Origin of the sequence: Delftia sp. UME58 (assembly GCF_014170385.1) — a bacterium.
GTDB lineage: Bacteria > Pseudomonadota > Gammaproteobacteria > Burkholderiales > Burkholderiaceae_C > Comamonas > Comamonas acidovorans.
In genome coordinates this window covers 124965-149404 of sequence record NZ_LZZV01000098.1, presented here as the reverse complement: position 1 = coordinate 149404, position 24440 = coordinate 124965, and the positions used below count along the sequence as shown (strand labels likewise).

General features: G+C 68.9%; 25 protein-coding genes. 10 read left to right on the top strand and 15 right to left on the bottom strand.

The window, feature by feature from the left end:
• Positions 1–58: 58 nt before the first annotated feature.
• Together A9976_RS25210 and A9976_RS25205 are read left to right on the top strand one after the other, a co-directional pair.
• On the top strand, positions 59–1261 hold the full coding sequence (locus tag A9976_RS25210) for a YbfB/YjiJ family MFS transporter (RefSeq protein WP_183021261.1): 1203 nt from the start codon (positions 59–61) through the stop codon (positions 1259–1261).
• 34 nt (positions 1262–1295) lie between these two features.
• Entirely contained in the window at positions 1296–2366 is a 1071-nt protein-coding gene (locus tag A9976_RS25205; RefSeq protein WP_183021260.1) for a nitronate monooxygenase family protein, read from the top strand.
• 4 nt (positions 2367–2370) lie between these two features.
• On the opposite strand, the gene metC is transcribed toward A9976_RS25205, so the two are convergent.
• The 4 genes from metC to A9976_RS25185 all read right to left on the bottom strand — a co-directional run bounded on the left by metC (position 2371) and on the right by A9976_RS25185 (position 6902).
• Positions 2371–3600, bottom strand: a complete 1230-nt coding sequence (gene metC / locus A9976_RS25200) for a cystathionine beta-lyase (RefSeq protein WP_183021259.1) — start codon at positions 3598–3600, stop codon at positions 2371–2373.
• Positions 3600–4598 (bottom strand): tripartite tricarboxylate transporter substrate binding protein, encoded by a 999-nt coding sequence (locus A9976_RS25195; RefSeq protein ID WP_183021258.1) that lies wholly within the window; start codon positions 4596–4598, stop codon positions 3600–3602. The genes metC and A9976_RS25195 overlap by 1 nt, the downstream gene beginning before the upstream one ends.
• A 55-nt stretch (positions 4599–4653) precedes the next feature.
• Positions 4654–6234: a rhodanese-like domain-containing protein gene (locus A9976_RS25190; protein WP_183021257.1), complete on the bottom strand. Its 1581-nt coding sequence runs from the start codon at positions 6232–6234 to the stop codon at positions 4654–4656.
• A gap of 131 nt (positions 6235–6365) precedes the next feature.
• Entirely contained in the window at positions 6366–6902 is a 537-nt protein-coding gene (locus A9976_RS25185) for a cysteine dioxygenase family protein (protein ID WP_051941125.1), read from the bottom strand.
• Positions 6903–7064: 162 nt separating this feature from the next.
• Here A9976_RS25185 and A9976_RS25180 point away from each other — a divergent pair, with 162 nt between their 5' ends.
• From A9976_RS25180 to A9976_RS25165, 4 genes are all read left to right on the top strand, one after another.
• Positions 7065–7925: a LysR substrate-binding domain-containing protein gene (locus A9976_RS25180; protein ID WP_183021256.1), complete on the top strand. Its 861-nt coding sequence runs from the start codon at positions 7065–7067 to the stop codon at positions 7923–7925.
• A 128-nt stretch (positions 7926–8053) separates the two neighbouring features.
• Complete coding sequence (locus tag A9976_RS25175) at positions 8054–8380, top strand: DUF3649 domain-containing protein (protein WP_183021255.1); 327 nt, start codon at positions 8054–8056, stop codon at positions 8378–8380.
• A complete protein-coding gene (locus A9976_RS25170; RefSeq protein WP_183021254.1) occupies positions 8377–10065 on the top strand; it encodes a PepSY domain-containing protein in 1689 nt (562 codons plus the stop codon). Before A9976_RS25175 ends, A9976_RS25170 begins: the two co-directional genes overlap by 4 nt.
• Positions 10062–10343: a DUF3325 domain-containing protein gene (locus A9976_RS25165; protein ID WP_183021253.1), complete on the top strand. Its 282-nt coding sequence runs from the start codon at positions 10062–10064 to the stop codon at positions 10341–10343. Before A9976_RS25170 ends, A9976_RS25165 begins: the two co-directional genes overlap by 4 nt.
• Before the next feature lie 17 nt (positions 10344–10360).
• Here the strand turns inward: A9976_RS25165 and A9976_RS25160 are convergent, their stop codons facing one another.
• A complete protein-coding gene (locus A9976_RS25160) occupies positions 10361–11152 on the bottom strand; it encodes an SDR family NAD(P)-dependent oxidoreductase (protein ID WP_034397753.1) in 792 nt (263 codons plus the stop codon).
• Between the two features lie 93 nt (positions 11153–11245).
• Between A9976_RS25160 and A9976_RS25155 the strand changes: the two genes are divergently transcribed.
• From A9976_RS25155 to A9976_RS25140, 4 genes are all read left to right on the top strand, one after another.
• Complete coding sequence (locus tag A9976_RS25155; protein ID WP_183021252.1) at positions 11246–12181, top strand: LysR family transcriptional regulator; 936 nt, start codon at positions 11246–11248, stop codon at positions 12179–12181.
• 260 nt (positions 12182–12441) lie between these two features.
• On the top strand, positions 12442–13215 hold the full coding sequence (locus tag A9976_RS25150) for a ferredoxin--NADP reductase (RefSeq protein WP_183021251.1): 774 nt from the start codon (positions 12442–12444) through the stop codon (positions 13213–13215).
• A 44-nt stretch (positions 13216–13259) separates the two neighbouring features.
• A complete protein-coding gene (locus A9976_RS25145; protein WP_183021250.1) occupies positions 13260–14066 on the top strand; it encodes an IclR family transcriptional regulator in 807 nt (268 codons plus the stop codon).
• A gap of 125 nt (positions 14067–14191) precedes the next feature.
• A complete protein-coding gene (locus tag A9976_RS25140; protein ID WP_183021249.1) occupies positions 14192–14965 on the top strand; it encodes an SDR family oxidoreductase in 774 nt (257 codons plus the stop codon).
• 92 nt (positions 14966–15057) lie between these two features.
• Here the strand turns inward: A9976_RS25140 and A9976_RS25135 are convergent, their stop codons facing one another.
• The 10 genes from A9976_RS25135 to garD form a co-directional block, all read right to left on the bottom strand.
• Entirely contained in the window at positions 15058–15357 is a 300-nt protein-coding gene (locus tag A9976_RS25135; protein WP_013800141.1) for a HigA family addiction module antitoxin, read from the bottom strand.
• Positions 15358–15399: 42 nt separating this feature from the next.
• Positions 15400–15681, bottom strand: coding sequence for a type II toxin-antitoxin system RelE/ParE family toxin (locus tag A9976_RS25130; RefSeq protein ID WP_013800140.1), 282 nt, complete (start codon positions 15679–15681; stop codon positions 15400–15402).
• Between the two features lie 129 nt (positions 15682–15810).
• Complete coding sequence (locus tag A9976_RS25125) at positions 15811–16986, bottom strand: ABC transporter substrate-binding protein (protein ID WP_183021248.1); 1176 nt, start codon at positions 16984–16986, stop codon at positions 15811–15813.
• Between the two features lie 177 nt (positions 16987–17163).
• Positions 17164–17871 carry an ABC transporter ATP-binding protein gene (locus A9976_RS25120; protein WP_183021247.1) on the bottom strand — a complete coding sequence of 236 codons (708 nt, stop codon included), beginning with the start codon at positions 17869–17871 and terminating at the stop codon, positions 17164–17166.
• Positions 17858–18622: an ABC transporter ATP-binding protein gene (locus A9976_RS25115; protein WP_013800137.1), complete on the bottom strand. Its 765-nt coding sequence runs from the start codon at positions 18620–18622 to the stop codon at positions 17858–17860. Before A9976_RS25115 ends, A9976_RS25120 begins: the two co-directional genes overlap by 14 nt.
• Entirely contained in the window at positions 18609–19583 is a 975-nt protein-coding gene (locus A9976_RS25110) for a branched-chain amino acid ABC transporter permease (protein WP_183021246.1), read from the bottom strand. Before A9976_RS25110 ends, A9976_RS25115 begins: the two co-directional genes overlap by 14 nt.
• Entirely contained in the window at positions 19584–20447 is an 864-nt protein-coding gene (locus A9976_RS25105; RefSeq protein ID WP_183021245.1) for a branched-chain amino acid ABC transporter permease, read from the bottom strand.
• A 236-nt stretch (positions 20448–20683) separates the two neighbouring features.
• On the bottom strand, positions 20684–21622 hold the full coding sequence (locus A9976_RS25100; RefSeq protein ID WP_183021244.1) for a LysR family transcriptional regulator: 939 nt from the start codon (positions 21620–21622) through the stop codon (positions 20684–20686).
• A gap of 124 nt (positions 21623–21746) precedes the next feature.
• Positions 21747–22733, bottom strand: coding sequence for a YihY/virulence factor BrkB family protein (locus A9976_RS25095; protein WP_013800134.1), 987 nt, complete (start codon positions 22731–22733; stop codon positions 21747–21749).
• Between the two features lie 70 nt (positions 22734–22803).
• Positions 22804–24369 carry a galactarate dehydratase gene (gene garD, locus A9976_RS25090; RefSeq protein ID WP_183021243.1) on the bottom strand — a complete coding sequence of 522 codons (1566 nt, stop codon included), beginning with the start codon at positions 24367–24369 and terminating at the stop codon, positions 22804–22806.
• Positions 24370–24440 lie beyond the last annotated feature (71 nt).

Sequence of the window (24440 nt, the reverse complement as noted above, 5' to 3'; positions counted from 1 at the left end):
ATTTTGAATCATTGGACATGATGGGCGGCAGCGCCTAATGTATGCCCATCCTCCCCGCATGGCGCCCACTCCCGTGATCCAACGCAACGAAACTTCCCTGCTGCTGACCGGCTTCATGGCCACGCTCAGCGGCGTCGGCCTGGCGCGCTTTGCCTACACGGCGCTGATGCCGCAGATGGTGCATGCCGGCTGGTTCAGCGGCGAGCAGGTGGCCTACCTGGGCGCGGCCAACCTGCTCGGCTATCTGATCGGGGCGCTGGCCGCCGCGCCGCTGGCCGAACGCCTGGGCGCGCTGCGCGTGCTGCTGTGGTGCTGGGTGGCCCTGGCGCTGAGCTTTGCGGCCTGCGCCTGGCCGCTGCCCATGCCCTGGTTTTTTGCCTGGCGCTGCATCTCGGGCATTGGCGGCGCCATCCTGATGGTGCTGGGCCCCTCGGTGGCCCTGGCGGCCACGCCCGTGCAGCGGCGCGCGGCGCTGGGGCCGCTGATGTTCTGCGGCATAGGTGCCGGCGCCCTGCTGTCGGCCACGCTGATACCGCTGCTGGCGCGCCAGAGCCTGGGCGCCGTCTGGTGGGCGCTGGCGGCGGTCTGCGCCTGGGCCGGCTGGCTGGGCTGGCGCCATGTGCGGCGGCTGCCGGTGCCTGCGCCCATCGCCATCACGCCCCATGCCCCACCTGCCCGTGCCGCCCCCCTGTGGACGCTGCCCGTGGTGCTGGTGATGCTGGCCTATATGACGGACGCCTTCGGCTTTGTGCCGCACACGGTGTTCTGGGTGGACTACCTGGCGCGCGAGCTGCAGTTGGGCGATGCCTACGCCTCCACGCAGTGGGCCGTGTTCGGCCTGGGCGCCATTGCCGGGCCGCTGGTGGCCTCGCTGTGCGCCACGCGCTTTGGCTGGTGGGGCACGACCACGGGCGCCTATGCGGTCAAGACCCTGGCCATTGCCATGCCGCTGTTCTGGGTGGGATTTGCGGGTCATGCGACCTCGTCCTTTCTGGTGGGCGCGCTGTCGCCGGGCATGGCGGCCATTACCTCGGGCTACCTGATGCAGCTGATCGGCCCCGTGCAGCACAAGCGCATGTGGGGCTATGCCACGGCGGCCTTTGCGCTGATGCAGGCCGTGTCGGGATATTTCATGGCCTGGAGCTATGCGGGCCTGGGCTCGTACCAGCGCCTGTTCGTCATCGGCAGCGTGTCGCTGCTGCTGGGCACGCTCATGATCGCCGCCAGCCGCGCCAGCGCGCGCCGGCAGGCCGCCGCATGAGTGCGTGGATTCGAGACAGGAAACAAGGAGTCGTATGAGCACCGCAAAGACCGCGTGGATGGCCCGACTGGGCATGCGCCATCCCATCATCCAGGCCCCCATGGCCGGCACATCCACGCCCGCGCTGGCGGCTGCCGTCACCGATGCGGGCGGCCTGGGCTCGCTGGGCATTGGCGCCAGCGGCACGGAGCAGGCGCGCCAGCAGATCGTGCAGACGCGCGCGCTGACCTCGGGCGCCTTCAACGTGAACCTGTTCTGCCACCGGCCGGCCCGGGCCGATGCGCAGCGCGAGGCCGCCTGGCTGACCCATCTGGCGCCCGAGTTCGCGCGCTTCGGCGCCAAGCCGCCCGCCACGCTCAACGAGATCTACGCCACCGCCGTCGGCAACGCGGCGCTGCAGGCCATGCTGCTGCAGGAGCGGCCTGCCGTGGTGAGCTTTCATTTCGGGCTGCCTGAGCAGGGCTTCATCGACGCGCTGCGCGCGGCCGGCATCGTGACCCTGGCCAGCGCCACGTCGCTGGACGAGGCGCGCCAGGTGGAGCAGGCCGGCGTCGATGCCATCGTGGCCCAGGGCGTGGAGGCCGGGGGGCACCGCGGCACGTTCGATCCCGCGCAGGACCGCATGATGGGCACCTTCGCCCTGGTGCGCGTGCTGGCGCGCAACACGACCCTGCCGGTGATCGCGGCCGGCGGCATCATGGACGGCGAAGGCATTGCGGCCGCGCTGGGCCTGGGCGCCTGTGCGGCGCAGCTGGGCACGGCCTTCATCCTCTGCCCTGAATCGTCCGCCAGCCCGGCCTACCGTGCCGAGCTGCGCAGCGAACGCGCCCACCACACAGGCATCACCGCCGCCATCTCGGGCCGGCCGGCGCGCGGCATGGTCAACCGGCTGCATGCGCTGGGCGCCAGCCATGGCCAGTCCCTGCCCGACTACCCGCGCGTCTACGACGCGGGCAAGGCGCTGCACCAGGCGGCGTCCGCCCAAGGCAGCTCCGACTACGCAGCCCACTGGGCCGGCCAGGGTGCGCCGCTGGCGCGCGAGATGCCGGCCGCCGCGCTGGTGCAGACGCTGGCCGGCGAACTGGCGCGCGCTCAGAGGGCCTGATCGCTCAGGCAGGCATGTCCAGCGCCGCCAGCCCCTGCTCCAGGTCGGCAATGAGGTCGCGCGGCGACTCCAGGCCGATGTGCAGGCGCACCACGGGCCCGCGCGCACTCCAGTCGGTGACGCTGCGCGCCTGCGCCATGTGCGCGGCCGTCGCCAGGCTCTCGTAGCCGCCCCAGGAGGCGCCGATGCCGAAGAGGCGCAGGCCGTCGATGAAGCGGTCCACGGCGGCCTCGGCGGTGCCGGGCTGCAGCTCCAGCGACACCAGGCCGTTGGTGCCCTGGCAGTCGCGCAGCCACAGCGCATGGCCGGGATGCGTGGGCAGCGCGGGGCAGAACACGGTGGCCACGGCCGGGTGCTGCTGCAGCCAGTGCGCCACCTCCAGCGCATGCGCCTCGTGCATCTGCAGCCGCGCGGCCAGCGAGCGCATGCCGCGCAGCACCAGCCAGGCATCGTCGGGGCTGACCGCCATGCCGAAGGCGTCGCAGCGCGCGGCCAGCGGCTCCCAGGCGGCCTCGGTGGTGGCCACGGTGCCCATCATCACGTCGGAGTGGCCCGACAGGTACTTGGTGGCCGCCATCACCGAGACATCGGCCCCCAGCGCCAGCGGCCGGTACTGGCAGCCCGACCCCCAGGTGTTGTCGGCCACGACCAGGGCGCCGCGCGCATGGGCCATGGCCGCCAGCGCGGGCAGGTCGCACATCTCGTAGACCAGGGAGCCCGGGCATTCGGCATAGACCATGCGGGTGTTGGGGCGCATGCGCGCCTGGGCGTCGCTGCCATCGGCCGCGAAGAAGTCGTACTCGATGCCGTAGGGCCGCAGCCATTGCACGGCCAGGTGGCACACGGGCTGGTAGGCGCTGTCGGTCAGCAGCACATGGTCGCCGGGGCGCAGGTAGCTGAGCAGGGCCATGCCGATGGCCGCCAGGCCCGTGGGCAGCAGCCGCGTGCGGTGGGCGCCTTCCAGCTCGCTGACGGCGTCTTCCAGCGCAAAGCCGGTGGGCGTGCCGCGCGCGCCGTAGCTGAAGATGCGCTCGCCTGCGCGGCGCTCGCGCATCTCGCGCTGCTGTGCCGTGCTCTCGAACAGCACGGTGCTGGCGCGCACCAGGGGCGGGTTGACGGCCGTGCCGCCCGCATAGGCCGGGCGCTTGCCCGCATGCAGCAGCCGGGTCTGCAGGTCCAGCGCGGGGGCGCCAGAGGCCGATGATCCAGGCACGGGGGCGTGTTCGGCAGCCATCAGTCGATCTTCGCGCCCGAGAGCTTGACCACGCGCGACCAGCGCTCCATGTCCTGGCGCAGCTGGGCGGCAAAGGCCTCGGGCGTATTGGCCACGACTTCGCTGCCGCCATCGACGACGAGTTTGGTCACTTCCGGCAGTTGCAGGGTGCGCACGATGGCGTCGTGCAGATAGGCCACGCGCTCGGGCGGCGTGCCGGCGGGGGCGAAGAAGCCGTACCAGTCCTCGAAGCGCGCATTGCGCAGGCCCAGTTCCTCCAGCGTGGGCACCTTGCCGAACACGCCGATGCGGCGCGGGCTGGTGACGGCCAGCGCGCGCACCTGGCCCGCCTGGATCATGCCGGCCACGGACGAGGTGGAGGTGATCAGCACATCGACCTGCTGGCCCAGCAGATCGTTGATGGCCGGCCCCGCGCCCTTGTAGGGCACATGGGTCATGGGCACGCCGTTTTCCTTGGACAGCACCACGCCCACCAGGTGCGACAGCGTGCCGTTGCCGGGCGTGGCATAGGTGACGCGGCCCGGCTCGCCCTTGCTGCGCGCCACCAGGTCGGCAAAGCTCTTGAGGGGCGAGGCCGAGGCCACCACGATGGCCAGCGGCGCCGCGTTGATCTGCGTGATGGGCACGAAGTTCTTGAGCGGATCGAAGCCCGGCGCGCTGTAGAGCGCGGGGTTCACCGCCATCAGCGAGACCTGGCCCGTGAGCACGGTGTAGCCATCGGGCTTGGCCTCGGCCACGGCCTTGGCGCCGATGTTGCCGCCTGCACCACCCCGGTTTTCCACCACGGAGGGCTGGCCCGTGGCCTCGGTCAGCCGCGTGGTGACCCAGCGTGTGCTGGCGTCGTTGCCGCCGCCCGGCGGGAAGGGCGAGATGAAGCGGATCGGCTGGGCCGGATAGCCGTTGCGCGCAGCCAGCGGCTCGGCCGTGGCCTGCGAGAGCATGGCCAGGGCCGCGAGGCCGGCGGCCAGCATCCTGGCCAGGTTGAGAGTTGCGAACATGTCTTGTCTCCTGTCGTTATGTGGTGTTGGGCTGTTCGGATGCTCTTTGCGTGGATCAGGACATTGCCGGCTCCGGCAGGCGGAAGGCGGCCAGTTCCTGCGCGTCCAGTTGGGGCACCAGGCCCGTCTCCCAGGCCAGGTAGCGGCGTGCCGCTTCCTTGTTGCCGTCGTGGCGGTCGTGCACGAAGAACAGGTAGTCGATGCACTCGGCGTCGGTGGGGCTGTCGGGCGTGGCCTCGACCGGCAGGCCGGCCTGCTGCCATGCGGCCAGGCCGCCTTCCAGCAGCAGCGGCGCGGCGCCTTGCAGCTCCAGTGCGGCCCATTGCGCCATGCCGGGCTCGTCGGCCACCAGCACGATCTGGCGCGTCTCGCCGGCAAGGTCTCTGGCAAGGCACGGGCGGATGGACCAGCGGGCCCCGGCGATGTGGCCTGCGCGGTACTTCATGCCCGCGCGCAGATCGACCACGGCCACCTCGCCCTGGCGCATGCGCTCGTGCAGGGCCTGCGCCGTGATGCCTGCCAGTTCGGGGACCTGGGGCGGCTGGGCCGGCGACAGGTCCAGGCCGCTTTGCAGGCCGCCCCGCAGCACGCAGGCGTCATGGCCGAGCTGGCGCAGCCAGCTGGCCACCACGGGGGCGCGCACGCCATCGCTGTCGAACAGCACCAGGCGCGCACCGCGCACGCCCACGTACTGGTCGCCGGCCTGCATGAGCTGGCCGCCGGGCGTGTGCTGGGCGCCGGGCAGCGAGCCGGCCTTGAATTCCTCGGGCGTGCGCACATCGCACAGGAACAGCGTGCGCTCCGCGTCACGGCTCCAGGCGCGCACGGTGTCGGCATCGACCTCGGGCACATCGAAGCGTTCGGCCAGGGCGCGGGCCTGGGCTTGCAGCGCGCTGCTGGCCGAGTCGTCGCCATAGCGCTGCGTGCCGCCGTGCTCCAGCGGCAGGTCGGCCAGGTACCAGCCCTGGGTGCCGTTCTCCAGCGCGTAGACGGGGTTGGGAATACCCAGGTTGATCAGCGTCTGCGCGCCGATGATGGAGCGCGTGCGGCCCGCGCAATTGACCACGATGGGCGTGGCCGCATCGGGCACCAGGCGGCTCACGCGCAGCGCCAGCTCGCCATTGGGGCAGCAGATGGCGCCGGGGATGTTCATCTTGTGGAACTCGGAGACGGGCCGGCCGTCCAGCACCACCAGGGGCAGGCCCGCCGCCTGGCGCGCCGCCAGCTGCTGTGCCGTGATGCGCGGCGTGCCATAGGCGTGTTCGGCCAGTTCGCCAAAGGTCTTGGAGGGCAGGTTCACGCCGGCGAACAGCGTGTAGCCCGCAGCGCTCCAGGCCTTGGCACCGCCTTCGAGCACGGCGACCTGGGTATAGCCCAGGGCTTGGAGGCGGCGCGCGGCACGCTCGGCCATGCCCGCGCTGGCATCGCCCTCGCCACCGTCGTAGGTGACGACGCGCACCTGCCTGCGCGGCACCAGGCGGGGCACATCCAGCTCCAACCGGCTGTAGGGCAGGGGCGTGGCGTAGAACAGGTGCGACTCGCCGTACTGGCCGTGCTCGCGCACGTCGAGCAGCGCGATCTCCTGGCCGTCGTGCAGCCAGGATTTGAGGGTGTGGGCGTCAATGGATGCGGTCATTGCATGCGGTCCGGGAAAAAGATCGGCAAGGAATTTCGGGCAAAGCCCTGCCACGCGCGCCCCGTGGGGCGCGCTGCGGCATGGACAGTGAAAAGGCAGGAAGCGGGAGGTAGCGGCCGGAAGGCCGGGGCTCAGCGGCGCGTCTGCACGCCGATGGCCATGGTCTGGCAGGTACCGGTGGCCAGGTCGTAGCTGGTGCGCTCGTTGAGCGTCTCCAGCGCGCGGCCGTACATGTGCAGGTGGCGGATGACCTGCTCGCCCTGGATCTCCACGGAGTGGATGTCCTCGGGCATGAGGGCGATGCCCTGGCCTGGTGCGACCACCACGAGTTCCGTCTCGCGCAGCGTGCCCTTGCCGGGGACGGAGCCGTCGTCGGTGCGCTCGTAGACGCGGTTGTGCTCCGTGCCTTCCACGGCGGCAATGCAGGCCCAGGTCGTGTGGTTGTGCGGCACGATGCGCTTGCCCGGGCGCATGACGTTGAGGTACAGCGCATAGCTCTGGTCGGCGTCCTCGGCGATCAGGTAGCGCGCCTGGTGCTCGCCCTCTTCGGGCGCGGCGTAGTCGGCCTGCTGCCAGAAGTCTCGGCGCGCGGCCAGGCCCAGCAGTTGCTGGAGCACGGCGTCCAGGCTGGCGCGCGTGGCCGCGTCCTCGCCAATGGCCTGCTTCATGTGGTCGATGGCTGCTGTCACGGCGGCGCTGCGCTGTTCGGTGATGGTGTTGGTGATGGTGTTCAAAGGGGGCTCCTTGTCGTCGTCGAAGTCCACTGTAGTGAGGCGCCAGGCCCGCAACAATCCACGCATGCCCAATAAATACTTCAATAAAATTGAAGTATGGAGACGCTTGACCTGGACCTGCTGCGCACCCTGGCCGCCATTGCCAGCCACGACAGCTTTGCCGCCGCCGCCGTGCAGATGGGGCGCACGCAATCGGCCATCACCCAGCAGATGCAGCGGCTGGAGGAGAAGATCGGCCACGCGCTGTTCGAGAAGCAGGGCCGGCAAAAACGCCTCACCGATCATGGCCAGCGCCTGCTGGGCTATGCGCGCCACATGCTGGCCATCCACGACGAGGCCCTGCGCAACCTGCAGCACCGCCAGGTGCAGGGCCTGGTGCGCATCGGCGCACCCCACGACGCGGCCGACAACATGCTGCCGCCCGTGCTGCAGGAGATCGCGCTGAACTTTCCCGGCATGCAGATCGACATCCATGTGGGGCGCAGCCCGTTCCTGATGGAGTCGCTCAGGCAGGGCGAGCTGGATCTGGCCATCTCCAACCGGGAGGATGAGGGCTTCGAGGGCTTTGCGCTGCGCTCCACGCCCACGGTGTGGCTGTGTGGCGCGGGCTACGCCCATGACCCGGGCAAGCCCGTGCCCCTGGTCATGGCCGACGGGCCCAGCATCTTCCGCCGCCTGGGCTGCGACGCGCTGGATGCGGCCGGCATCGCCTGGACACCGCGCCACACCTGCACCAGCCTGGTGGGCATACGCGCGGCGCTGCGCGCCGGCCTGGGCGTGACGGCGCGCGGCGTGGAGCAGCTCGACCCGGGCCTGCGCGTGCTGGGCGCGGGCGACGGCATGCCGCCATTGCCGGACCTGGTCTATCGCCTGTACATCCGCAGCCACGTGATCAGCCCCGTCACGCGCCAGATCTTCGAGAACCTGCAGGCACGCATGCGGCTGCCGGCCGGCTGAGGGACGGCTGGGGACGGCAGGCGTGCGGCTTGCCAGCGCTGCTTGTAATGGGACTTATTCTCAAATAACATCCGCGCCACCGCCGCCCCCTCTGTCGGCGTTTTTCGAGCCTTTCCAGGCCCCGTGCCATGCCATCTCCCACTCTTGCCCGCACCCATGACTGGTTCCGTGACTGGTTCCGTGACTACTGGCCGCTGATCTCCCGCATCCTCGCCGCGCTGTTTGGCGGCTACGCCGTGGCGGCGCTGGCCAGCGTGGCCGTGCTGGCCCTGCCCGCAGACCGCACGCAGGCGGCGATCTCGGGCACCTTGCTGAGCTTTGCCGTCTATGCGGGCGCGGTGATCTGGGTGTTTGCCGTGCGCAGCGCCTGGCGCGCCTGGGCCGGCCTGCTGGTCGCCGCCCTGGTGCTGGCGCCCGTCGCATGGTGGACCTGGGGCAAGGGGCTGGGCGCATGAACACGAACACCACGGACACCACGAACACGGCCGGCAAGCCCGCCAAGGCCGCGAAAGCCGCCAAGGCGCCCGGCATACGCCAGACCATGTCCGACCTGCACACCTGGGTCGGCCTGCTGCTGGGCTGGTTCCTCTACGCCATGTTCCTCACGGGCACGGTGAGCTATTTCAGGAACGAGATCACGCAGTGGATGCAGCCCGAGCAGCCGCACCAGAGCCAGGCGAGCGAGCCCGCGCTCGTGGCCCAGCGGATCGGCGACGCCATGGCGCATGTGGCGCCGCAAAGCCCGCAATGGCTGATCAACCTGCCCGATGCGCGCAGCACGGTGGCCACGGTGTTCTGGAGCCCGCCGCAGACCGAAAAGGGCGCCAGGCGCCGCTTCGAGAACGGCCGCTTCGACCCGGCCACCGGCACGCGCCTCGAAGGCCCGGTGCGCGAGACGCGCGGCGGCGAGTTCTTCTACCGCTTCCACTTCCAGTTCCACTACATGCCCGTGCTCTGGGGCCGCTATCTGGCGGGGCTGTGCGCCATGTTCATGCTGGTGGCCATCGTCAGCGGGGTGATCACGCACAAGAAGATCTTTGCCGACTTCTTCACCTTCCGCTGGGGCAAGGGCCAGCGCTCCTGGCTGGACGCGCACAACGCGCTGTCGGTGCTGGGCCTGCCCTTTCACCTGATGATCACGTACACCGGGCTGGTGACGCTGGCCTTGATGTACATGCCCTGGGCCAGCCTGGCTACCACCATGACGCCGGAGCAGCGCGTGGTGGCCGGCCAGCAGCTCAGTGCCTTTGTTCCCGCAGGCAAGCCCTCGGGCCAGGCCGCGCCCCTGGCACCGCTGGCCGACATGGTTCGCCAGGCCGAGCAGCGCTGGGGCGCGGGCCAGGTGGAACGCCTGAACGTCAACCTGCCCGGCGATGCCAATGCGCGCGTGACCGCCATCCGCGGCGAGAACGGCCGCGTCTCCATCAGCCCGCAGTTCATGATGTTCGACGGCGTCAGCGGCCAGCTGCTGCAGGCACAGGACAGCGTGGGCGCCGCCGCCGAGACGCGCGGCGTGCTCTATGCGCTGCACATGGGCCGCTTCGGCGACCTGCCCACGCGCTGGCTGTACTTCATCGTCAGCCTTGCGGGCACGGCCATGGTGGGAACGGGGCTGGTGCTGTGGAACGTGAAGCGGCGCAGCAAGCTGCCCGATCCGGAAAGGCCGCATTTCGGCTTCCGGCTCGTGGAACGGCTGAACATCGCCACCATCGCCGGCCTGTCCATCGGCATGGCCGGCATGCTCTGGGCCAACCGCCTGCTGCCGGTGGAGATGGCCCAGCGCGCCGAGTGGGAGGTGCACACCATGTTCATCGCCTGGGGCGCCACCCTGTTCTGGGCGCTGGGCCGGCCCGCCAAGCGGGCCTGGATCGAGTTGCTGTGGGCCGGCGCCGCCGCCCTGGCCCTGCTGCCCGTGCTCAACGCGCTGACCACGGATCGCGGCCTCTTGGCCAGCCTGCGCGCGGGCGACTGGGTGTTCGCCGGCATGGACCTCATGCTGCTGGCCCTGGCCGCACTGCATGCCCATCTGGCCCTGCGCACCCAGCGCCACCAGCCCAAGGCCAAACCGGTGCGCGCCGCCCGGCCCGCGCCCAAGGCAGCCGCCACGGCAGCGGCCGCCGCAGCGGAGACCAGCGCATGAGCATGGCCCACCTGTTCTGTCAGCTGCTGGCCCTGGGCGCCTTCGCCTGCCTGGCCCTGGCCATGGACCGCCACCAGAGCGACCTGTTCGGCAAGGAACTGCCACCCGCCCGCACCCGGCGCCTGCGCGCGGCCGGCTGGGTGCTGCTGGCGCTGTCGCTGTGGGCGGCGCTGCAGGTGGAGCCCTGGTCGCTGGGGCTGGTGTCCTGGTTCGGCCACATCGCCGCCGCAGCGGCCATCGTGCTGCTGTCCATGGTGGCGCGCGAGCGCCTGCGCTGACGGCCCTCCCGGCGCCTTCAGAGGAACATGCCGCCCGAGGCCTCGATGCGCTGGCCCTGCACCCAGCCCATGCCGGGCTGCAGCAGGGCGGCCATCACGGGGCCGATGTCGTCGGGCTGGCCCACGCGGCCCAGTGCCGTCTGGCTGGCCAGGGCGGCGCCGACCTGTGCATCGTCGCGCACGCGGCCGCCGCCGAAGTCCGTGGCGATCGCGCCCGGCGCCACCGTGTTGACGCGGATGCCGCGCGCCCCCAGCTCGCGCGCCAGGTAGCGCGTCAGCACCTCCACCCCGCCCTTCATGGATGCATAGGCCGCATAGCCGGGCTGGGTGAAGCGCGTGAGGCCGCTGGACAGGTGGATGATGCTGCCGCCGTCGCGCAGCAGGGGCAGCAGGTGCTGGCTCAGGAAGAAAGGCGCCTTCAGGTGGATGGCGACCAGCTCGTCGAACTGCGCCTCGGTGGTGGTGGCGAATGGCGCGTTGATGCCGATGCCGGCGTTGTGCACCAGCGCATCGAGGCGGTCGGCCTGCCAGGTATCGGCCAGCGCCTGGCGCACGCGGGCCGCAAAGTCCGCAAAGCCCGCGCTGCGCGCCACGTCCAGCTGCAGCGCGGCGGCACGGCCGCCCAGCGCCTCGATGGCGGCCACGGCGGCCTGGGCCTCGTCGGCACGCTCGCGGTAGGTCAGCACCACGTCCAAGCCCTGGCGCGCCAGGTGCTCGGCCGTATTGCGGCCCAGGCCGCGGCTGCCGCCCGTGACGAGGACGATGCGGCGGGCGGCAGGGGAAGAAGCGGTCGAAGGAGAAGCTGTCATGGCGGACCTCGTTAGGTGGTTTGCAATGACAGCGACTGTATTGAAGGTGGATTTTTGGATAAATTGTCTGTTTCTGATTTATTTGTTCGCCCCATGCAAACAATCAAGCTTCTGGAGCAGATGCAGATCTTCAGCCGCGTGGCCGAGATGGCCAGCTTCACGCGCGCGGCCGACAGCATGGGCCTGCCCAAGGCCAGCGTCTCCCAGGCCGTGCAGCAGCTGGAGGCGCGGCTGGGCACGCGGCTGCTGCACCGGACCACGCGGCGCGTGCAGCTCACCCAGGACGGCCAGGCCTGCTACGAACGCTGCCAGGACCTGCTGGCCGACGTGGACGAGTTCCAGGGCCAGTTCCAGCAGGCCGGCGATGCGCCGCTGCAGGGCAAGGTCCGGCTGGACATGACCACGGGCCTGGCGCGCCATGTGGTCATGCCGCTGCTGCCCCGATTGCTGCAAAGTCATCCCGCACTGCAGCTGGAACTGAGCTGCACCGAGCGCCGCGTGGACCTGGTGCGCGAAGGCTTCGACTGCGTGCTGCGCCTGGGCCCCGTGGACGAGCCCGGCCTGGTGGCACGCCCGCTGGGCCTGCTGGCGCTGGCCACCTGCGCCAGCCCCGGCTATGTGCAGGCCCACGGGCTGCCCGCCACGCTGCAGGATCTGGGCGGTCACCGGCTGGTGCACTACCAGCGCACGCTGGGCACGCGGCCGCTGGGCTTCGAATACGAGGAGGATGGCCAGCCCCGGTACCTGCCGATGACGGGCGCGCTCACCGTGAACAATGCCGAGGCCTATCTCGCGGCCTGCCAGGCCGGCCTGGGGCTGATCCAGGTTCCGCGCCTGGCCGTGCAGCCGCTGCTGGAGACGGGTGCGCTGATCGAGGTGCTGCCCCGCCACCCGCCGCCGCCCATGCCGCTGTACCTGATCTACGCCCAGCGCCGCCAATTGCCGCGCCGCGTGCGCGTGCTCATGGATTGGCTGGCCGAAGCGGTCCTGCCCTGGACGCTTGGCGCTGGCCCGGCCGCAAAGCCCTAGCGAGAGCTGCAGGGATTCAGCCAGCTTCATTTTGCTTATCACTAATCCGTATCAAGACAAAGGTTCGTGCCTGCCCCTTTTGACGCCATTTACCGGACAATAGCGAGCTTGCCCCGGTCACCGGCCGCCACGAAGCAGCGGCAACGCGCCCAGCGCGTCTGCCCCCTGTGCTTCCCGCCACCGCGTGCCTGCATGGCACTGACCTCTCATTGCAACGTCCCGGCGGGCACTGCCTGCCCCGAATTCACCGTATTGCCAACATGAGTGCTTTTCTTGAAGAACGCGTGCTGTCCGTCCACCACTGGACCGACCGCCTTTTCTCCTTCACCACCACCCGTGATACCGCGCTGCGCTTTTCCAACGGCCATTTCACGATGATCGGGCTGAAGGTCGATGGCAAGAACCTGCTGCGTGCCTACTCCATCGCCAGCCCCAACTACGAGGAGCACCTCGAGTTCCTGTCGATCAAGGTGCCCGACGGTCCGCTGACCTCGCGCCTGCAGAACATCCAGGTCGGCGACACCATCCTCGTCGGCAAGAAGCCCACGGGCACGCTGCTGATCGACTACCTGCTGCCCGGCAAGAACCTGTACCTGATCGGCACCGGCACGGGCCTGGCCCCCTGGCTGGCCGTGGCCCGCGATCCCGAGACCTACGAGCGCTACGAGAAGGTCGTCGTCGTGCATGGCGTGCGCCATGCCAGCGAGCTGGCCTACCAGGAGCTGTTCGAGAAGGAACTGCCCGAGCATGAATTCCTCGGCGAGATCGTCAAGGACAAGCTGGTCTACTACCCCACCGTGACGCGCGAGCCCTTCCGCAACCAGGGCCGCATCTCCAACCAGATCACGGACGGCACCTTCCCGCAGAACATCGGCCTGCCCGAGCTCAATCCCGAGACCGATCGCGTCATGCTGTGCGGCAGCCCCGCCATGCTGAACGAACTCAAGGAGCTGCTGGAGCACCGAGGCTTCAAGGAAGGCAACACCACCACGCCCGGCGACTTCGTGGTCGAGCGCGCCTTCGTCGAGAAGTAAAGCCCACGACACCCCGTGGCGGGGCGGCTGCCGATAATCGGCGCATGCCGCCCTCCCGCACCCCGCCGCCCCAGCCCGGCGACGATGACCGCAACTTCATCGTCGCCCTGGCGCGCGGCCTTGATGTCCTGTCCTGCTTTCGCTCCGGCGAAAAGCTGCTGGGCAACCAGGACATCGCCAGGCGCTGCGCACTGCCCAGGTCCACGGTCTCGCGCCTCACGCACACGCTGACCACGCTGGGCTACCTCATCCATGTGCCCGAAGAGGGCAAATACCGCCTGGGCACAGCCACGCTGGCCCTGGGCAGCGCCATGCTCTCGCGCCTGGACGTGCGCCAGATCGCACGCCCGCTGATGCAAAAGCTGGCCGCCACCACCGATGCCGAGGTGGCCCTGGCTGCACGCGACCGGCACAACATGGTCTATATCGAGCACTGCCCCAGCGCGCTCTTCATGCACCGCGACCTGGACATGGGCTCGCGCATCCCCCTGGCAACCACGGCCGTGGGCCGTGCCTGGCTGGCCGCCAGTCCCGCATCCGAGCGTCAGCGCGCGCTGGACTACCTGCAATCGCACGCCCCGGAGCAATGGGCCGCCGCCCAGGCCCAGCTGCCGCTGTGGCCGGAGGCAGGCAGCCAGCCCCAGCCCTGGCTGTCGTGCTCGTTCGGCGACTGGCAGCCCGAGGTCAACGCCATTGCGCTGGCCTTCTCGCCGGGGCGCGGCCTGCCGCTGATGGCCGTCAGCCTGGGCGGACCCTCGCGCTTCGTCACGGCCGATGCGCTGCGCCAGGACGGTGTGCCCGCGCTGCAGCGCATGGTGCGGCGGCTGCAGCAGGACATAGACAGGGCCTGAACGCCTGTCCCGCAGGTGCCCGCGCGGTACCGCGCAGTAGCCAAGACGACAGCGTGCACGGTGCAGGCGCCCTAGCATGCAGGTGTTGCTCAACCACCAAAGACCCAAGCCAGGAGACACACAGCATGAGCGTGAAAGCATTGTTCGACCTCACGGGCAAGACCGCCCTGATCACCGGAGGCTCGCGCGGCCTGGGCCTGCAGATGGCCGAGGCGCTGGGCGAGATGGGCGCCCGCCTCGCCATCACGGCGCGCAAGTCCGACGAGCTTGCCGAGGCCAAGGCCCACCTGCAGGGCCTGGGCTACCAGGTCGAGACCTTCGCCAACGACCTGCAGAAGTTCGACACCATCCCCGCCCTGGTCGATGACGTGCTGGCGCGCTGCGGCGACATCGACATCCTCGTCAACAACGCCGGCGCCACCTGGGGCGCCAAGGCCGAGGAATACCCGGACGAGGCCTGGAACAAGGTCATGAACCTCAACGTCTCCGCACCCTTCTTCCTCACCCGCGAAGTGGCCAGGCGCGTGATGATCCCCAAGGGCCGGGGCAACGTGATCATCACCGCCTCGGTCGCGGCCTTCAAGGGCACGCCGCCCGGCATGAACACCGTGGCCTACAACACCTCCAAGGCGGCCGCCGTGCACCTGGCGCGCACCCTGGCCTCGGAATGGGGCCACTACGGCATCCGCGTCAACTCCATCTGCCCGGGCTTTTTCCCCAGCAAGCTGGCCAACGGCCTCATCGACAAGCTCGGCGACCAGCTCATCGCCCGCGCCCCGCTGCGCCGCATCGGCGGCGAGGAGGACCTCAAGGGCGCCGTGGTCTACCTGGCGTCCGATGCGTCTCGGCACATGACGGGGCAGGCGTTGGTGCTGGATGGTGGAGCGAGCTTGTTGTAAACAACGCAGCCCTGCAATGAGAAAGGCCCCTGTACCGCGGTGCAGGGGCCTTTCTTACTTGAGCCGCTGCGCAGCGACTCAGCATGTCTTCTTCAAGCCTGCAGGGCAAAGGGCTCGATGGACTCCAGGTCGTCGCCTATGGCCTCGCGCGCGATATCGGCGTCGTACTGGCTTTGCAGATTCATCCAGAACTCCACGGACGTGCCAAAGAAGCGCGCCAGGCGCAGCGCCGTATCCGCGGTGATGGAGCGGCCGTTCTTGACGATGGCCGCGATGCGTGTCTGCGGGACATGGATGGCCTGGGCCAGGCGGTATTGCGTCAAGCCCATGGGCTCCAGGAATTCAGTGGCCAGGATTTCGCCTGGCGTGGGGAGGTTCAAAGGTTTGTTCATGGTCAGCACTCCTGCGCCAGATCCAGGATCAACGCTTTCGCTTCAGTGGTAATCGACGATCTCCAGCTCACTCGGGCCTTCATGGGTCCACACAAAGCACACGCGCCACTGATCATTGATGCGGATGCTGTGCTGCCCCTTGCGATCTCCGTGCAGCGCCTCCAGCCGGTTTCCGGGCGGGACCCTCAAGTCCTGAAGCACATGAGCGGCATGCAGCATCCGAAGCTTGCGCAGCGCGACCACTTCAATGCTGCTCCACCGACGCACCCGCCTCTGCTGGAACAGTTGCTCGGTGTCGGGGCACTTGAATGACTGGATCGTCATGGAAGCAAATAATAACGCGTCGCGTCAGTAACGTCAAGCGTGAGTACCAGGCAACTGAGTCCACAAGAAAGCGCCTGGGCCAGATCAAGCTGGCACCAGGCGCTTTCGGTCGAAAAACTGAGCGGCGCTCTACTTGTTCGCCACCGTCATCACCGCCTCAATCTTGCCGTCGCGCACAGCGGCGCCTCGTTCCGTGGTCAACGTGCCGCCGCGCTCATCCACCCCCTTGACGCCGCCGGGGTTCACGTCGGGGCGCAGGGATTTGTAGGCTTCGTCCAGCTTGGCGTGGATGGCCTTGGTGTCCGAGGCCGAGCCGGCCAGCTGCATGGCCTTGACGGTGGCGTGCACGGCCGTGTAGTTCCACTGCGCCTCCGAGCCCGGGATGCGGCCCGGGTAGACCTTGCCGAAGCGTTCGACGAAGGCCTTGTTCTCGGGCTTGGTGTCCTCGGAGACGGGCATGACGCCGATGGCGCCTTCCAGCGGCGCATAGCCGCCGACCACGCGCGCCATTTCGTCGAGCTTGGCCTGGTCCATGACCACGAAGCCGCCCTTGAAGCCCAGCTCGCGCGCCTGCTTGACGACCAGTGCCGTGGGCTCGGAGGCTCCGCCCACGAAGAGCACGTCGGGCTTCTCGGCCAGGGCCTTGCTCACGCCGCTGTAGAAATCGGTGGCGCGGTTGTAGCTCATGGCGTTCTCGGCCACAACGGTGCCGCCCAGCTTTTCCCAGCCGGGCTTGAAGGCGGCGACCCAGGCCTTGGCGTAGTCGTGGTCGGCGCCCACCAGGGCCACCTTCTTGCCGAAGCGGCCCATCACGTACTTGGAGAACGGGTCGATGTACGAGGTGAACTCGGGCGGGATGCGCAGGGTCAGCTTGTTGCCCCGGTTGGTGATCTGCGGCACCGAGCTGTAGGCCAGCACGATGAAGTTGCTGCGCTCGTTGGTGGTCTGCAGCGCGAAGATGCCGCCCGAATGCGGCACCAGGATGGCCGCCGTCTTGTGCTGCTGCACCAGGCGCTGGGCATTGATCGCGGTCTCGGACGGGTTGTACTTGTCGTCCAGCGGAACGATCTCGATCCTGACCTTCTTGCCGCCGATCTCGGGCGCTGCGGCATTGATCTCGGAAACGGCCATCTGCATGCCGTCGAGCACGTTCTTGCCGTACTGGGCAGCGCCGCCCGACAGCGGGCCCGAGTAGCCGATCTTGACCACCTCCTGCGCCAGCGCGGGGCCGGCAGCGGCCACGGCGGCGCAGGCCAGGGCCAGCGTGCCCACCCTGCGGCGGGTCAATGGTGCGAATGCTGTCATGTCTGTCTCCTTGGATAGTGAAGAACGAATCGCTGCTGACGCAACGCATAAATCCGGCGCAGCCCAGACCAGGGACGCCGAGCAAGGGCCGCCCCGCAGCGAGGGCGTCGTCCCCCTCCCTCGCGAAGCGAGAGAGAGGGGGAAGCCGCGCAGCGGCTCAGGGGGTGCAGTGTCATGTCATGCACCGATGTAGGCTTTTCGGATGGAGTCGTCAGCCAGCAGCTCGGCCGGCCTGCCCTCGCGCACGATGCGGCCGCTTTCCATCACATAGGCGCGGTGCGCGATCTTCAGCGCCGCATAGGCGTTCTGCTCGGCCAGCAGCACGGTGGTGCCGGCGGCGTTGATGCGCTGTATGGCCTCGAACATCTGCTTGATGACCAGGGGCGCCAGGCCCAGCGAGGGCTCGTCCAGCAGCAGGGCCTGGGGCCGGCCCATCATGGCGCGGCCGATGGCCACCATCTGCTGCTGGCCGCCCGACAGCGAGCCGGCCGGGTCGTGCTGCTTCTCGCGCAGGATGGGAAACAGCTCCATCACCTCCTGCAGCGTCTTCTGGCTGGGGCCGGGGTCGCGGCGGTGCACGTAGGCGCCCAGCTGCAGGTTGCGCAGCACCGACATCTGGGGGAACAGCTTGCGCCCTTCGGGGCACTGCACCACGCCGGACTGCACGATGGCCGAGGGCTTGCTGCCGGCCAGCTCCCTGCCATTCCAGACGATGGAGCCGCCAGCGGCCTTGTGGATGCCGCTGGCCGTGAGGAACAGCGAACTCTTGCCCGCGCCGTTGGCGCCCAGCAGCACCACCAGCTCGCCGCGGTCGGCATGCAGGCTGACCCCGTCCAGCGCCAGGAAGCTGCCGTAGCGCAGCGACACGTTCTCAAACTTCAGCATGCTCGCTCCCCAGGTAGGCATCGATGACGGCGGGGTTGCGGCGTATTTCCTCGGGCGTGCCCTCGGCGATCTTCTCGCCGTAGCTGAGCACCAGGATCTTGTCGGCCAGGCTCATGATCATGCCCATCTTGTGCTCGATCAGCGCCACCGTGATGCCGTGGCGCACCAGCTTGCGGATCAGCTCGGCCAGGCCCTCGGTCTCCTCGGGGTTGACGCCGCCGGCAGGCTCGTCGAGCAGCATGAGCTTCGGGTCGGTGGCCAGGGCCAGCGCGAAGGCCACGCGCTTGCGCTCCTCCTGCGTGATGTCGCCAGCAATGCGGCCGGCCACATGCGACAGGCCCACGAAGTCCAGCGCATCACGCGCCTTTTCGCGGCACACGCGCTCTTCCTCGCGCAGCCGGCTGGAGCCGCGCAGCACGTCCCATAGCCCTGAGCGCGTGCGCAGCCGGTGGCCCACGATGAGGTTGTCCAGCACCGTGGCGCGGTCGAACAGCGCCGTGGTCTGGAAGGTGCGCGCCACGCCCAGCTTCGCCACCTGGTCGGTGCGCAGCGAGGTCACGTCCTGGCCGTTGAAGGTGATGGTGCCCGAGGTGGGCTTGTGCACGCAGCTGATCAGGTTGAAGAACGTGGTCTTGCCCGCGCCGTTGGGACCGATGATGGCGTTGATGCGGCCTTCCTCGATCACGGTGCTGACATCGTTGACGGCGGCCAGCCCGCCGAACGTCTTGGTCAGGTGGTCAATCTTGAGCATGCGGCTTGCCCTCCTTGGCATTGCGGCGCGCGCGCCATGCAGTGAAGCTGCCCACCACGCCGTAGGGCATGAAGATCACCAGCATCACGAGAATCGGGCCGAAGACGATGAAGCGGTACTCCTGCAGGAACTGCAGGTACTGCGTGATCCAGGGCATGCCGATGGCGCCCAGCAGCGGGCCCAGCACGGTGCCCATGCCGCCGACCATGGCGAAGATCATCATGTCGAAGGTGTGGTGCACGCCGGCCATGTCGGGACCGATGAAGCGCACGAAGCCCGCATACAGGCCGCCCGCCACGCCCGCGTAGACCACGCTCAGCATGAAGGCCAGCACCTTGTTGCGCATGAGGTTGATGCCCAGGGCCTCGGCCAGCTCGTCGCTGTTGCGGATGGCCATGAAGGTGCGGCCCAGCAGCGACCGGACGATGCGCCGCATCACCCAGGCCGAGGCCACGAGGAAGGCCAGCACCAGGTAGTACAGCGCCAGCGGCGACTCGAAGCTCAGCGCGCCCAGGGCCTCGGGCGCGGGGATGCCCATGATGCCCACCGTGCCGTGGGTCAGGCCCTCCCACTTCTCGATCACGAGGAACATGATGTAGCCCACGCACAGCGTGAAGATCGAGAAGTAGTGCCCCTTAAGGCGCAGCGAGACGATGCCGATCAGGTAGCCCAGCACCGCGCACACCACGCCCGACATCACCAGCCCGCCCCAGAACGGCCAGCCATGGTCCACCGTGAGGATGCCCACGGTATAGGCGCCCGCGGCCATGAAGCCCGCGTGCGCGAGGTTGAGCTGGCCCGTGTAGCCCGTGATCAGGTTCAGGCCCAGCGTGGCGATGGCGAAGATGTAGGCCGTGCTCATCACCGTGAGGTGGTAGTCGTTGCCCGCCAGCCAGGGGAAGGCGATGCCGGCGGCCAGCAGCAGGCCCCAGGCAACGCGGGAGTCGATGAATCCGTTCATTCAATGACTCCTCTTGGCGAACAGGCCCTGCGGGCGCAGCGACAGGATCACCACCAGCAGCACGAAGGCGATGATGTCCTTGTAGTCGGTGGAGATGTAGTAGGCGCCGAAGCTCTCGGCAAAGCCGATGATCAGCCCGCCCAGCACGGCGCCCGGGATGCTGCCCATGCCGCCCAGGATGATGATCACGAAGGCCTTGGTGATGACCAGGTGGCCCATGGCCGGATAGACCAGGTTGATGGGCGCATACAGCGTGGCCGCCACGGCCGCGAGCACGCCCGAGATGGCAAAGGTCAGCATGGATACGCGGTTGGCGTCGATGCCCACCATCGATGCGCCTTCGCGGTTCTGCGCCATGGCGATGATGGTCGCGCCCGTGATGGTGCGCGTCAGGAACAGGTGCAGGGCCACCATCAGCGCAAAGGCCGCGACTATGATCAGCAGGCGCTGCGCGGGCGCCGTGATGCCGCCCATCTCCACGATGGAGGTGTAGGGCGTGGGCATGCGCTGGAAGTCCGCGCCCCACAGCGCCTGGGCGCCCGCTTCCAGGAACAGCAGCAGCCCGATGGAGGCGATCTTGGGATGCAGGGGCGAGGCCTTGCGCAGCGGATGGAAGATCAGCCGCTCGCTGACGATGCCCAGCACCGCCACCGCGATGGCTGCGGTCAGCATGGCCGCCCAGTAGCCCCAGCTCCAGGCCACCATGGCCTGGAAGGCCACGAAGGCGCCGATCATGTAGAAGCCGCCGTGCGCGAAATTGGGCACGTGCAGGATGCCGTAGACCAGGGTCAGGCCCAGGGCCACCAGGCCGTAGATGCCGCCCAGGGTCAGGCCGTTGAGCACTTGCTGCAGAAAAACGTCCATTCAACGCCTCCTGCGGAAAGGCGCGGCTCGGCGCCCGGCCAGGGTCTGTGCTTGCATTGTCTTGTCTCCTTTGCATGGCCGGCCGGCGCGGCGCGACAACGCATGCGGCAGACAGGCAAGGCCAGCTTAGGAGGGGGGCGGCGCCACGATCAACCCGAAGATTCCGCACAGCGGAATTCACCTGGGAAACCCCGAGACCCTCAGGGCCCCGCCAGTAACCTAGATGACAGCCGCGCTCAGATGGACAGGGCCGGCAAGTTGGCGGGCAGGCCCTGCATGGAGCGCTGCGTGTGCTCGGCCACGAAGTCCAGGAAGCTGCGCACGCGCGCCGGCATGAACTTGCGCGTGGGCAAGGTGGCGTAGAGCGTGAAATGGCCCGTGGTCCATTCGGGCAGCACATGGCGCAGCCGGCCCGAACGCAGGTGGCGCGCGATCAGGTCCAGCGGCTGGGTGCTGATGCCCGCGCCGTCCAGCGTGGCACGCAGCAGCGTGCCGGTGTGGTTGGCCACCAGCACGGGCTGCACGGACACCTCGGCCTCGCCCGCGTTGCCATCGAGCCGGCGCAGGCGCAGCACGTCGGAGCGGCCCTGGGCGCGGCGGCGCAGCAGGCACTGGTGGCTCGCCAGATCCCCGGGCACGGCGGGCACGCCATGGGCGTCCAGGTACTCGGGCGAGGCGCAGGCCAGGCCGCAGGTGGTGACGATGGGGCGGGCCACCACGTTGCCGTCATAGCCCTCCTCGGCGTTGAGGAAGGTGATGTCGTACTCGCCCACGGCGGCCTCGCTGGCCGACTCCACGAAAACCTCGATGCAGATGCGCGGATGCAGGCGGTGGAAGTCCGCCACCAGCGGCGCCAGCACATGCTCGGCAAACACGGGCGGCGTGAGCACGCGCACGGCGCCCGACAGCTCCAGCGTGTGCGCCTGCGCCAGGCTGAAGGCATCCTCCACATCGGCCAGGATGCCGCGCACGCGCTCCAGATAGGCCTCGCCGGCCTCGGTCAGCGACACGCTGCGCGTGGTGCGCTGCAGCAGCCGCGTGCCCAGGTGCTGCTCCAGGTCGGCCACCAGGCGCGTGACCGTGGGCACGGACATGTCCAGGCGACGCGCCGCCGCCGAAAACCCGGCCTCGTCGGCCACGGTCTGAAACACCCGCATGGTCTGCAATCGGTCCATGTTGTCCTTGGCCCCGGGCCTCGGTGCCCGGGGACTTTCGCTGCATTGTTCCACTCCCAAACGCCCTGCGCCGCGGCTTTGCGGGCCGCGGCGCAGGCGTTCATCTTCGTCGAAATGCAGCCGCTCAGCCCTTGCCGTCCGAAGTGTCCCTGGCCTGCGCTGGACCGGCGGGCGGCGCCCAGCGGATGGGGTGGGTGAAGCGCACCTCGGCGTCGCTGAAAGCCTTGGCCGTGGCGGCCGACAGCAGCAGGATGGCCGACGAGAAATAGATCCACATCAACAGCACCACCAGCGAACCCGCCGCGCCATAGGCCGAGACCACGGCCGCCGTGGACAGGTACCAGGCCAGGGCCTGCTTGCCCAGCGTGAACAGCAGGGCACCGACGATGGCGCCGAAGATGAGATAGCGCAGCCGGGGCTTGGGGCCGCTGCCGATGCGCATCAGCCCCACGAAGAGCAGCACGGCAATGCCGAAGGACACGCATTCGTTGATCAGGCTGATCAGCGGCCCCAGCGGCTGAATCTGCAGCTTGGTGCCGGCCCAGTTGGTGATCAGCTGGATGGCCGTGGACAGGGCCATGGACACCAGCAGCAAGAAGCCCAGCGCCAGCACATAGGTCAGGCCGCGCAGCCGCAGCGCGGCCATGCGCCACCACACGGCCTTGGGCGGCGGTGGCTCGCCGTTCGAGGTCCAGAGCTTTTCCAGCGCGGACTGCAGCTCCACGAAGACACCCGTGGCGCCCGACATCAGCAGGATGAAGCCGAACAGCGAGGCCAGCCGCCCCTCGTCGGGCCGCTGGGCGCTTTCCAGCGCGCCGCGCACCACCTGGGCACCGCGCTCGCCGATCACGTCCTGCACCTGGTCGATCAACTGGTGTTCCACATAGCTGCGGTCCACCCACCAGCCCAGCAGGCCGACCAGCAGCAGCAGCAGCGGCGCCAGGCTCAGGATGCCGTAGAAGGACATGGCGGCGCTCATGCGCAGGCCATCGGCGTCCAGCCACAGCTGCACGGCATTCCACATGGCGCGCAGCGGGTTCAGTTCCATCAGGCGCTGCAGGCGTGCGGACCAGGACGAGGCGGGGGGAGTTTCCGGGGTATCTGAGGGCATGGCCCCCATTGTGCGCAGCGGCGCACCAGCGCCCTGTCAGCCTGTGCCGACAGGGGCCTGTGCGCGTGGCTCAGGTCACGGGCGCCGGATTGAACAGCACCAGGGCGTTGTGCAGCTTCCACTGCTCGGCCCAGGTCTTCCTGCGGCCGCTGGCCACGTCCAGCATCAGGCGGAACATCTCCCAGCCCACGTCCTCGATGCTGGCCTGGCCTTCGGCGATGCGGCCCGCGTTCACGTCCATCAGGTCATGCCAGCGCCGCGCCAGGTCGCTGCGCGTGGCCACCTTGATCACGGGCACCTGGGCGAGGCCGTAGGGCGTGCCCCGGCCCGTGGTGAACACATGCAGGTTCATGCCGGCGGCCAGCTGCAGCGTGCCGCAGATGAAGTCGCTGGCCGGCGTGGCCGCATAGACCAGGCCGCTTTGGATGCCCCGGTCGGCCAGCCGCTGGCCCGGCGACAGCACGCCGGTGATGGGCGCCGTGCCGCTCTTGATGATGGAGCCCATGGCCTTCTCGACGATGTTGGACAGGCCGCCCTTCTTGTTGCCCGGCGTGGTGTTGGCGCTGCGGTCCACGCGGCCCTTGTCCAGATAGGCGTCGTACCAGGCCATCTCCTCGATCATGGCCTGGGCCACCTCGGGGCTGGAGGCGCGCGAGGTGAGCTGGTCGATGCCGTCGCGCACCTCGGTCACCTCGCTGAACATTACGGTGGCGCCTGCGCGCACCAGCAAATCGGTGCAAAAGCCGACGGCCGGATTGGCCGTGACGCCGCTGAACGCATCGCTGCCGCCGCACTGCACGCCCACCACCAGGGCGCTGGCCGGCACGGTCTCGCGCCGGCGCGCGTTCAGGCGCTCCAGATGCACCGTGGCACTGCCCATGATGGAGTCCACCATGGACATGAAGCCCACATGCGCCTCGTCCTGCAGGCAAACCACGTCCAGCGCGGGTTCTCGCTCATCGACGATGGGAAACGACCCCGGCGGCAGCAGCCGCTCGGGCTGCAGCTTCTCGCAGCCCAGGCTCACCACCATCACCTCGCCGCCAAAATTCGGGTTGCGGCTGATGTTGCGCAGCGTGCGCTGCGGAATCTCGGCGCCCACGGCATCGATGGCCACGCCGCAGCCATAGCTGTGCTCCAGGCCCACCACATCGTCCACATTCGGATAGCGCGGCAGCAGCTCGGCCTTGATGCGGCCCACCGCGAAATCCAGCACCCCGGCCACGCACTGCACCGTCGTGGTGATGGCCAGGATATTGCGCGTGCCCACCGTGCCATCGGCATTGCGGTAGCCCTCGAAGGTGTAGCCCGTCAGCGGCGGCAGCTCGGGCGGCTGCACCGTGGCGATCGGCAACCCCTCAAGAGACAGCGCCCCCGGCATGCGCAGCAGCCGCTCATGCACCCAGCTGCCCGCGGCAATGGCCTGCAGCGCATAGCCGATCACCACGTTGTAGCGGCGCACCTCTCCGCCCTCGGCAATGTCCACCAGCGCCACCTTGTGCGCCTGCGGCACCTTGTCGACCAGCACCAGCCCCCCGGGCATCACCGTGCCCGCAGGCAACCCCCCGTCATTGGCCACGATGGCCACGTTGTCGGCCGGATGCATGCGGATGGAAAGAGGAAGTGGGGTACTCATGGCAATGTCTCAATTTTCTAAAGGGCTGGCACTACAGCAGTAAAGCAGCTGGCACAGCCTGCGCAACTGGC

Bases quoted from the DNA above. Each gene is read 5' to 3' on its own strand.
- A9976_RS25150 (WP_183021251.1), top strand. From the start codon at position 12,442: ATGAGTGCTTTTCTTGAAGAACGCGTGCTGTCCGTCCACCACTGGACC.
- A9976_RS25170 (WP_183021254.1), top strand. From the start codon at position 8,377: ATGAACACGAACACCACGGACACCACGAACACGGCCGGCAAGCCCGCC.
- A9976_RS25120 (WP_183021247.1), bottom strand. From the start codon at position 17,871: ATGCTGAAGTTTGAGAACGTGTCGCTGCGCTACGGCAGCTTCCTGGCG.
- A9976_RS25210 (WP_183021261.1), top strand. From the start codon at position 59: ATGGCGCCCACTCCCGTGATCCAACGCAACGAAACTTCCCTGCTGCTG.
- A9976_RS25130 (WP_013800140.1), bottom strand. From the start codon at position 15,681: ATGACGATCCAGTCATTCAAGTGCCCCGACACCGAGCAACTGTTCCAG.
- A9976_RS25205 (WP_183021260.1), top strand. From the start codon at position 1,296: ATGAGCACCGCAAAGACCGCGTGGATGGCCCGACTGGGCATGCGCCAT.
- A9976_RS25185 (WP_051941125.1), bottom strand. From the start codon at position 6,902: ATGAAGCAGGCCATTGGCGAGGACGCGGCCACGCGCGCCAGCCTGGAC.
- A9976_RS25180 (WP_183021256.1), top strand. From the start codon at position 7,065: ATGGAGACGCTTGACCTGGACCTGCTGCGCACCCTGGCCGCCATTGCC.
- A9976_RS25095 (WP_013800134.1), bottom strand. From the start codon at position 22,733: ATGCCCTCAGATACCCCGGAAACTCCCCCCGCCTCGTCCTGGTCCGCA.
- A9976_RS25145 (WP_183021250.1), top strand. From the start codon at position 13,260: ATGCCGCCCTCCCGCACCCCGCCGCCCCAGCCCGGCGACGATGACCGC.
- A9976_RS25105 (WP_183021245.1), bottom strand. From the start codon at position 20,447: ATGGACGTTTTTCTGCAGCAAGTGCTCAACGGCCTGACCCTGGGCGGC.
- garD (WP_183021243.1), bottom strand. From the start codon at position 24,369: ATGAGTACCCCACTTCCTCTTTCCATCCGCATGCATCCGGCCGACAAC.
- A9976_RS25100 (WP_183021244.1), bottom strand. From the start codon at position 21,622: ATGGACCGATTGCAGACCATGCGGGTGTTTCAGACCGTGGCCGACGAG.
- A9976_RS25195 (WP_183021258.1), bottom strand. From the start codon at position 4,598: ATGTTCGCAACTCTCAACCTGGCCAGGATGCTGGCCGCCGGCCTCGCG.
- metC (WP_183021259.1), bottom strand. From the start codon at position 3,600: ATGGCTGCCGAACACGCCCCCGTGCCTGGATCATCGGCCTCTGGCGCC.
- A9976_RS25115 (WP_013800137.1), bottom strand. From the start codon at position 18,622: ATGCTCAAGATTGACCACCTGACCAAGACGTTCGGCGGGCTGGCCGCC.
- A9976_RS25190 (WP_183021257.1), bottom strand. From the start codon at position 6,234: ATGACCGCATCCATTGACGCCCACACCCTCAAATCCTGGCTGCACGAC.
- A9976_RS25155 (WP_183021252.1), top strand. From the start codon at position 11,246: ATGCAAACAATCAAGCTTCTGGAGCAGATGCAGATCTTCAGCCGCGTG.
- A9976_RS25175 (WP_183021255.1), top strand. From the start codon at position 8,054: ATGCCATCTCCCACTCTTGCCCGCACCCATGACTGGTTCCGTGACTGG.
- A9976_RS25165 (WP_183021253.1), top strand. From the start codon at position 10,062: ATGAGCATGGCCCACCTGTTCTGTCAGCTGCTGGCCCTGGGCGCCTTC.
- A9976_RS25140 (WP_183021249.1), top strand. From the start codon at position 14,192: ATGAGCGTGAAAGCATTGTTCGACCTCACGGGCAAGACCGCCCTGATC.
- A9976_RS25125 (WP_183021248.1), bottom strand. From the start codon at position 16,986: ATGACAGCATTCGCACCATTGACCCGCCGCAGGGTGGGCACGCTGGCC.
- A9976_RS25110 (WP_183021246.1), bottom strand. From the start codon at position 19,583: ATGAACGGATTCATCGACTCCCGCGTTGCCTGGGGCCTGCTGCTGGCC.
- A9976_RS25160 (WP_034397753.1), bottom strand. From the start codon at position 11,152: ATGACAGCTTCTCCTTCGACCGCTTCTTCCCCTGCCGCCCGCCGCATC.
- A9976_RS25135 (WP_013800141.1), bottom strand. From the start codon at position 15,357: ATGAACAAACCTTTGAACCTCCCCACGCCAGGCGAAATCCTGGCCACT.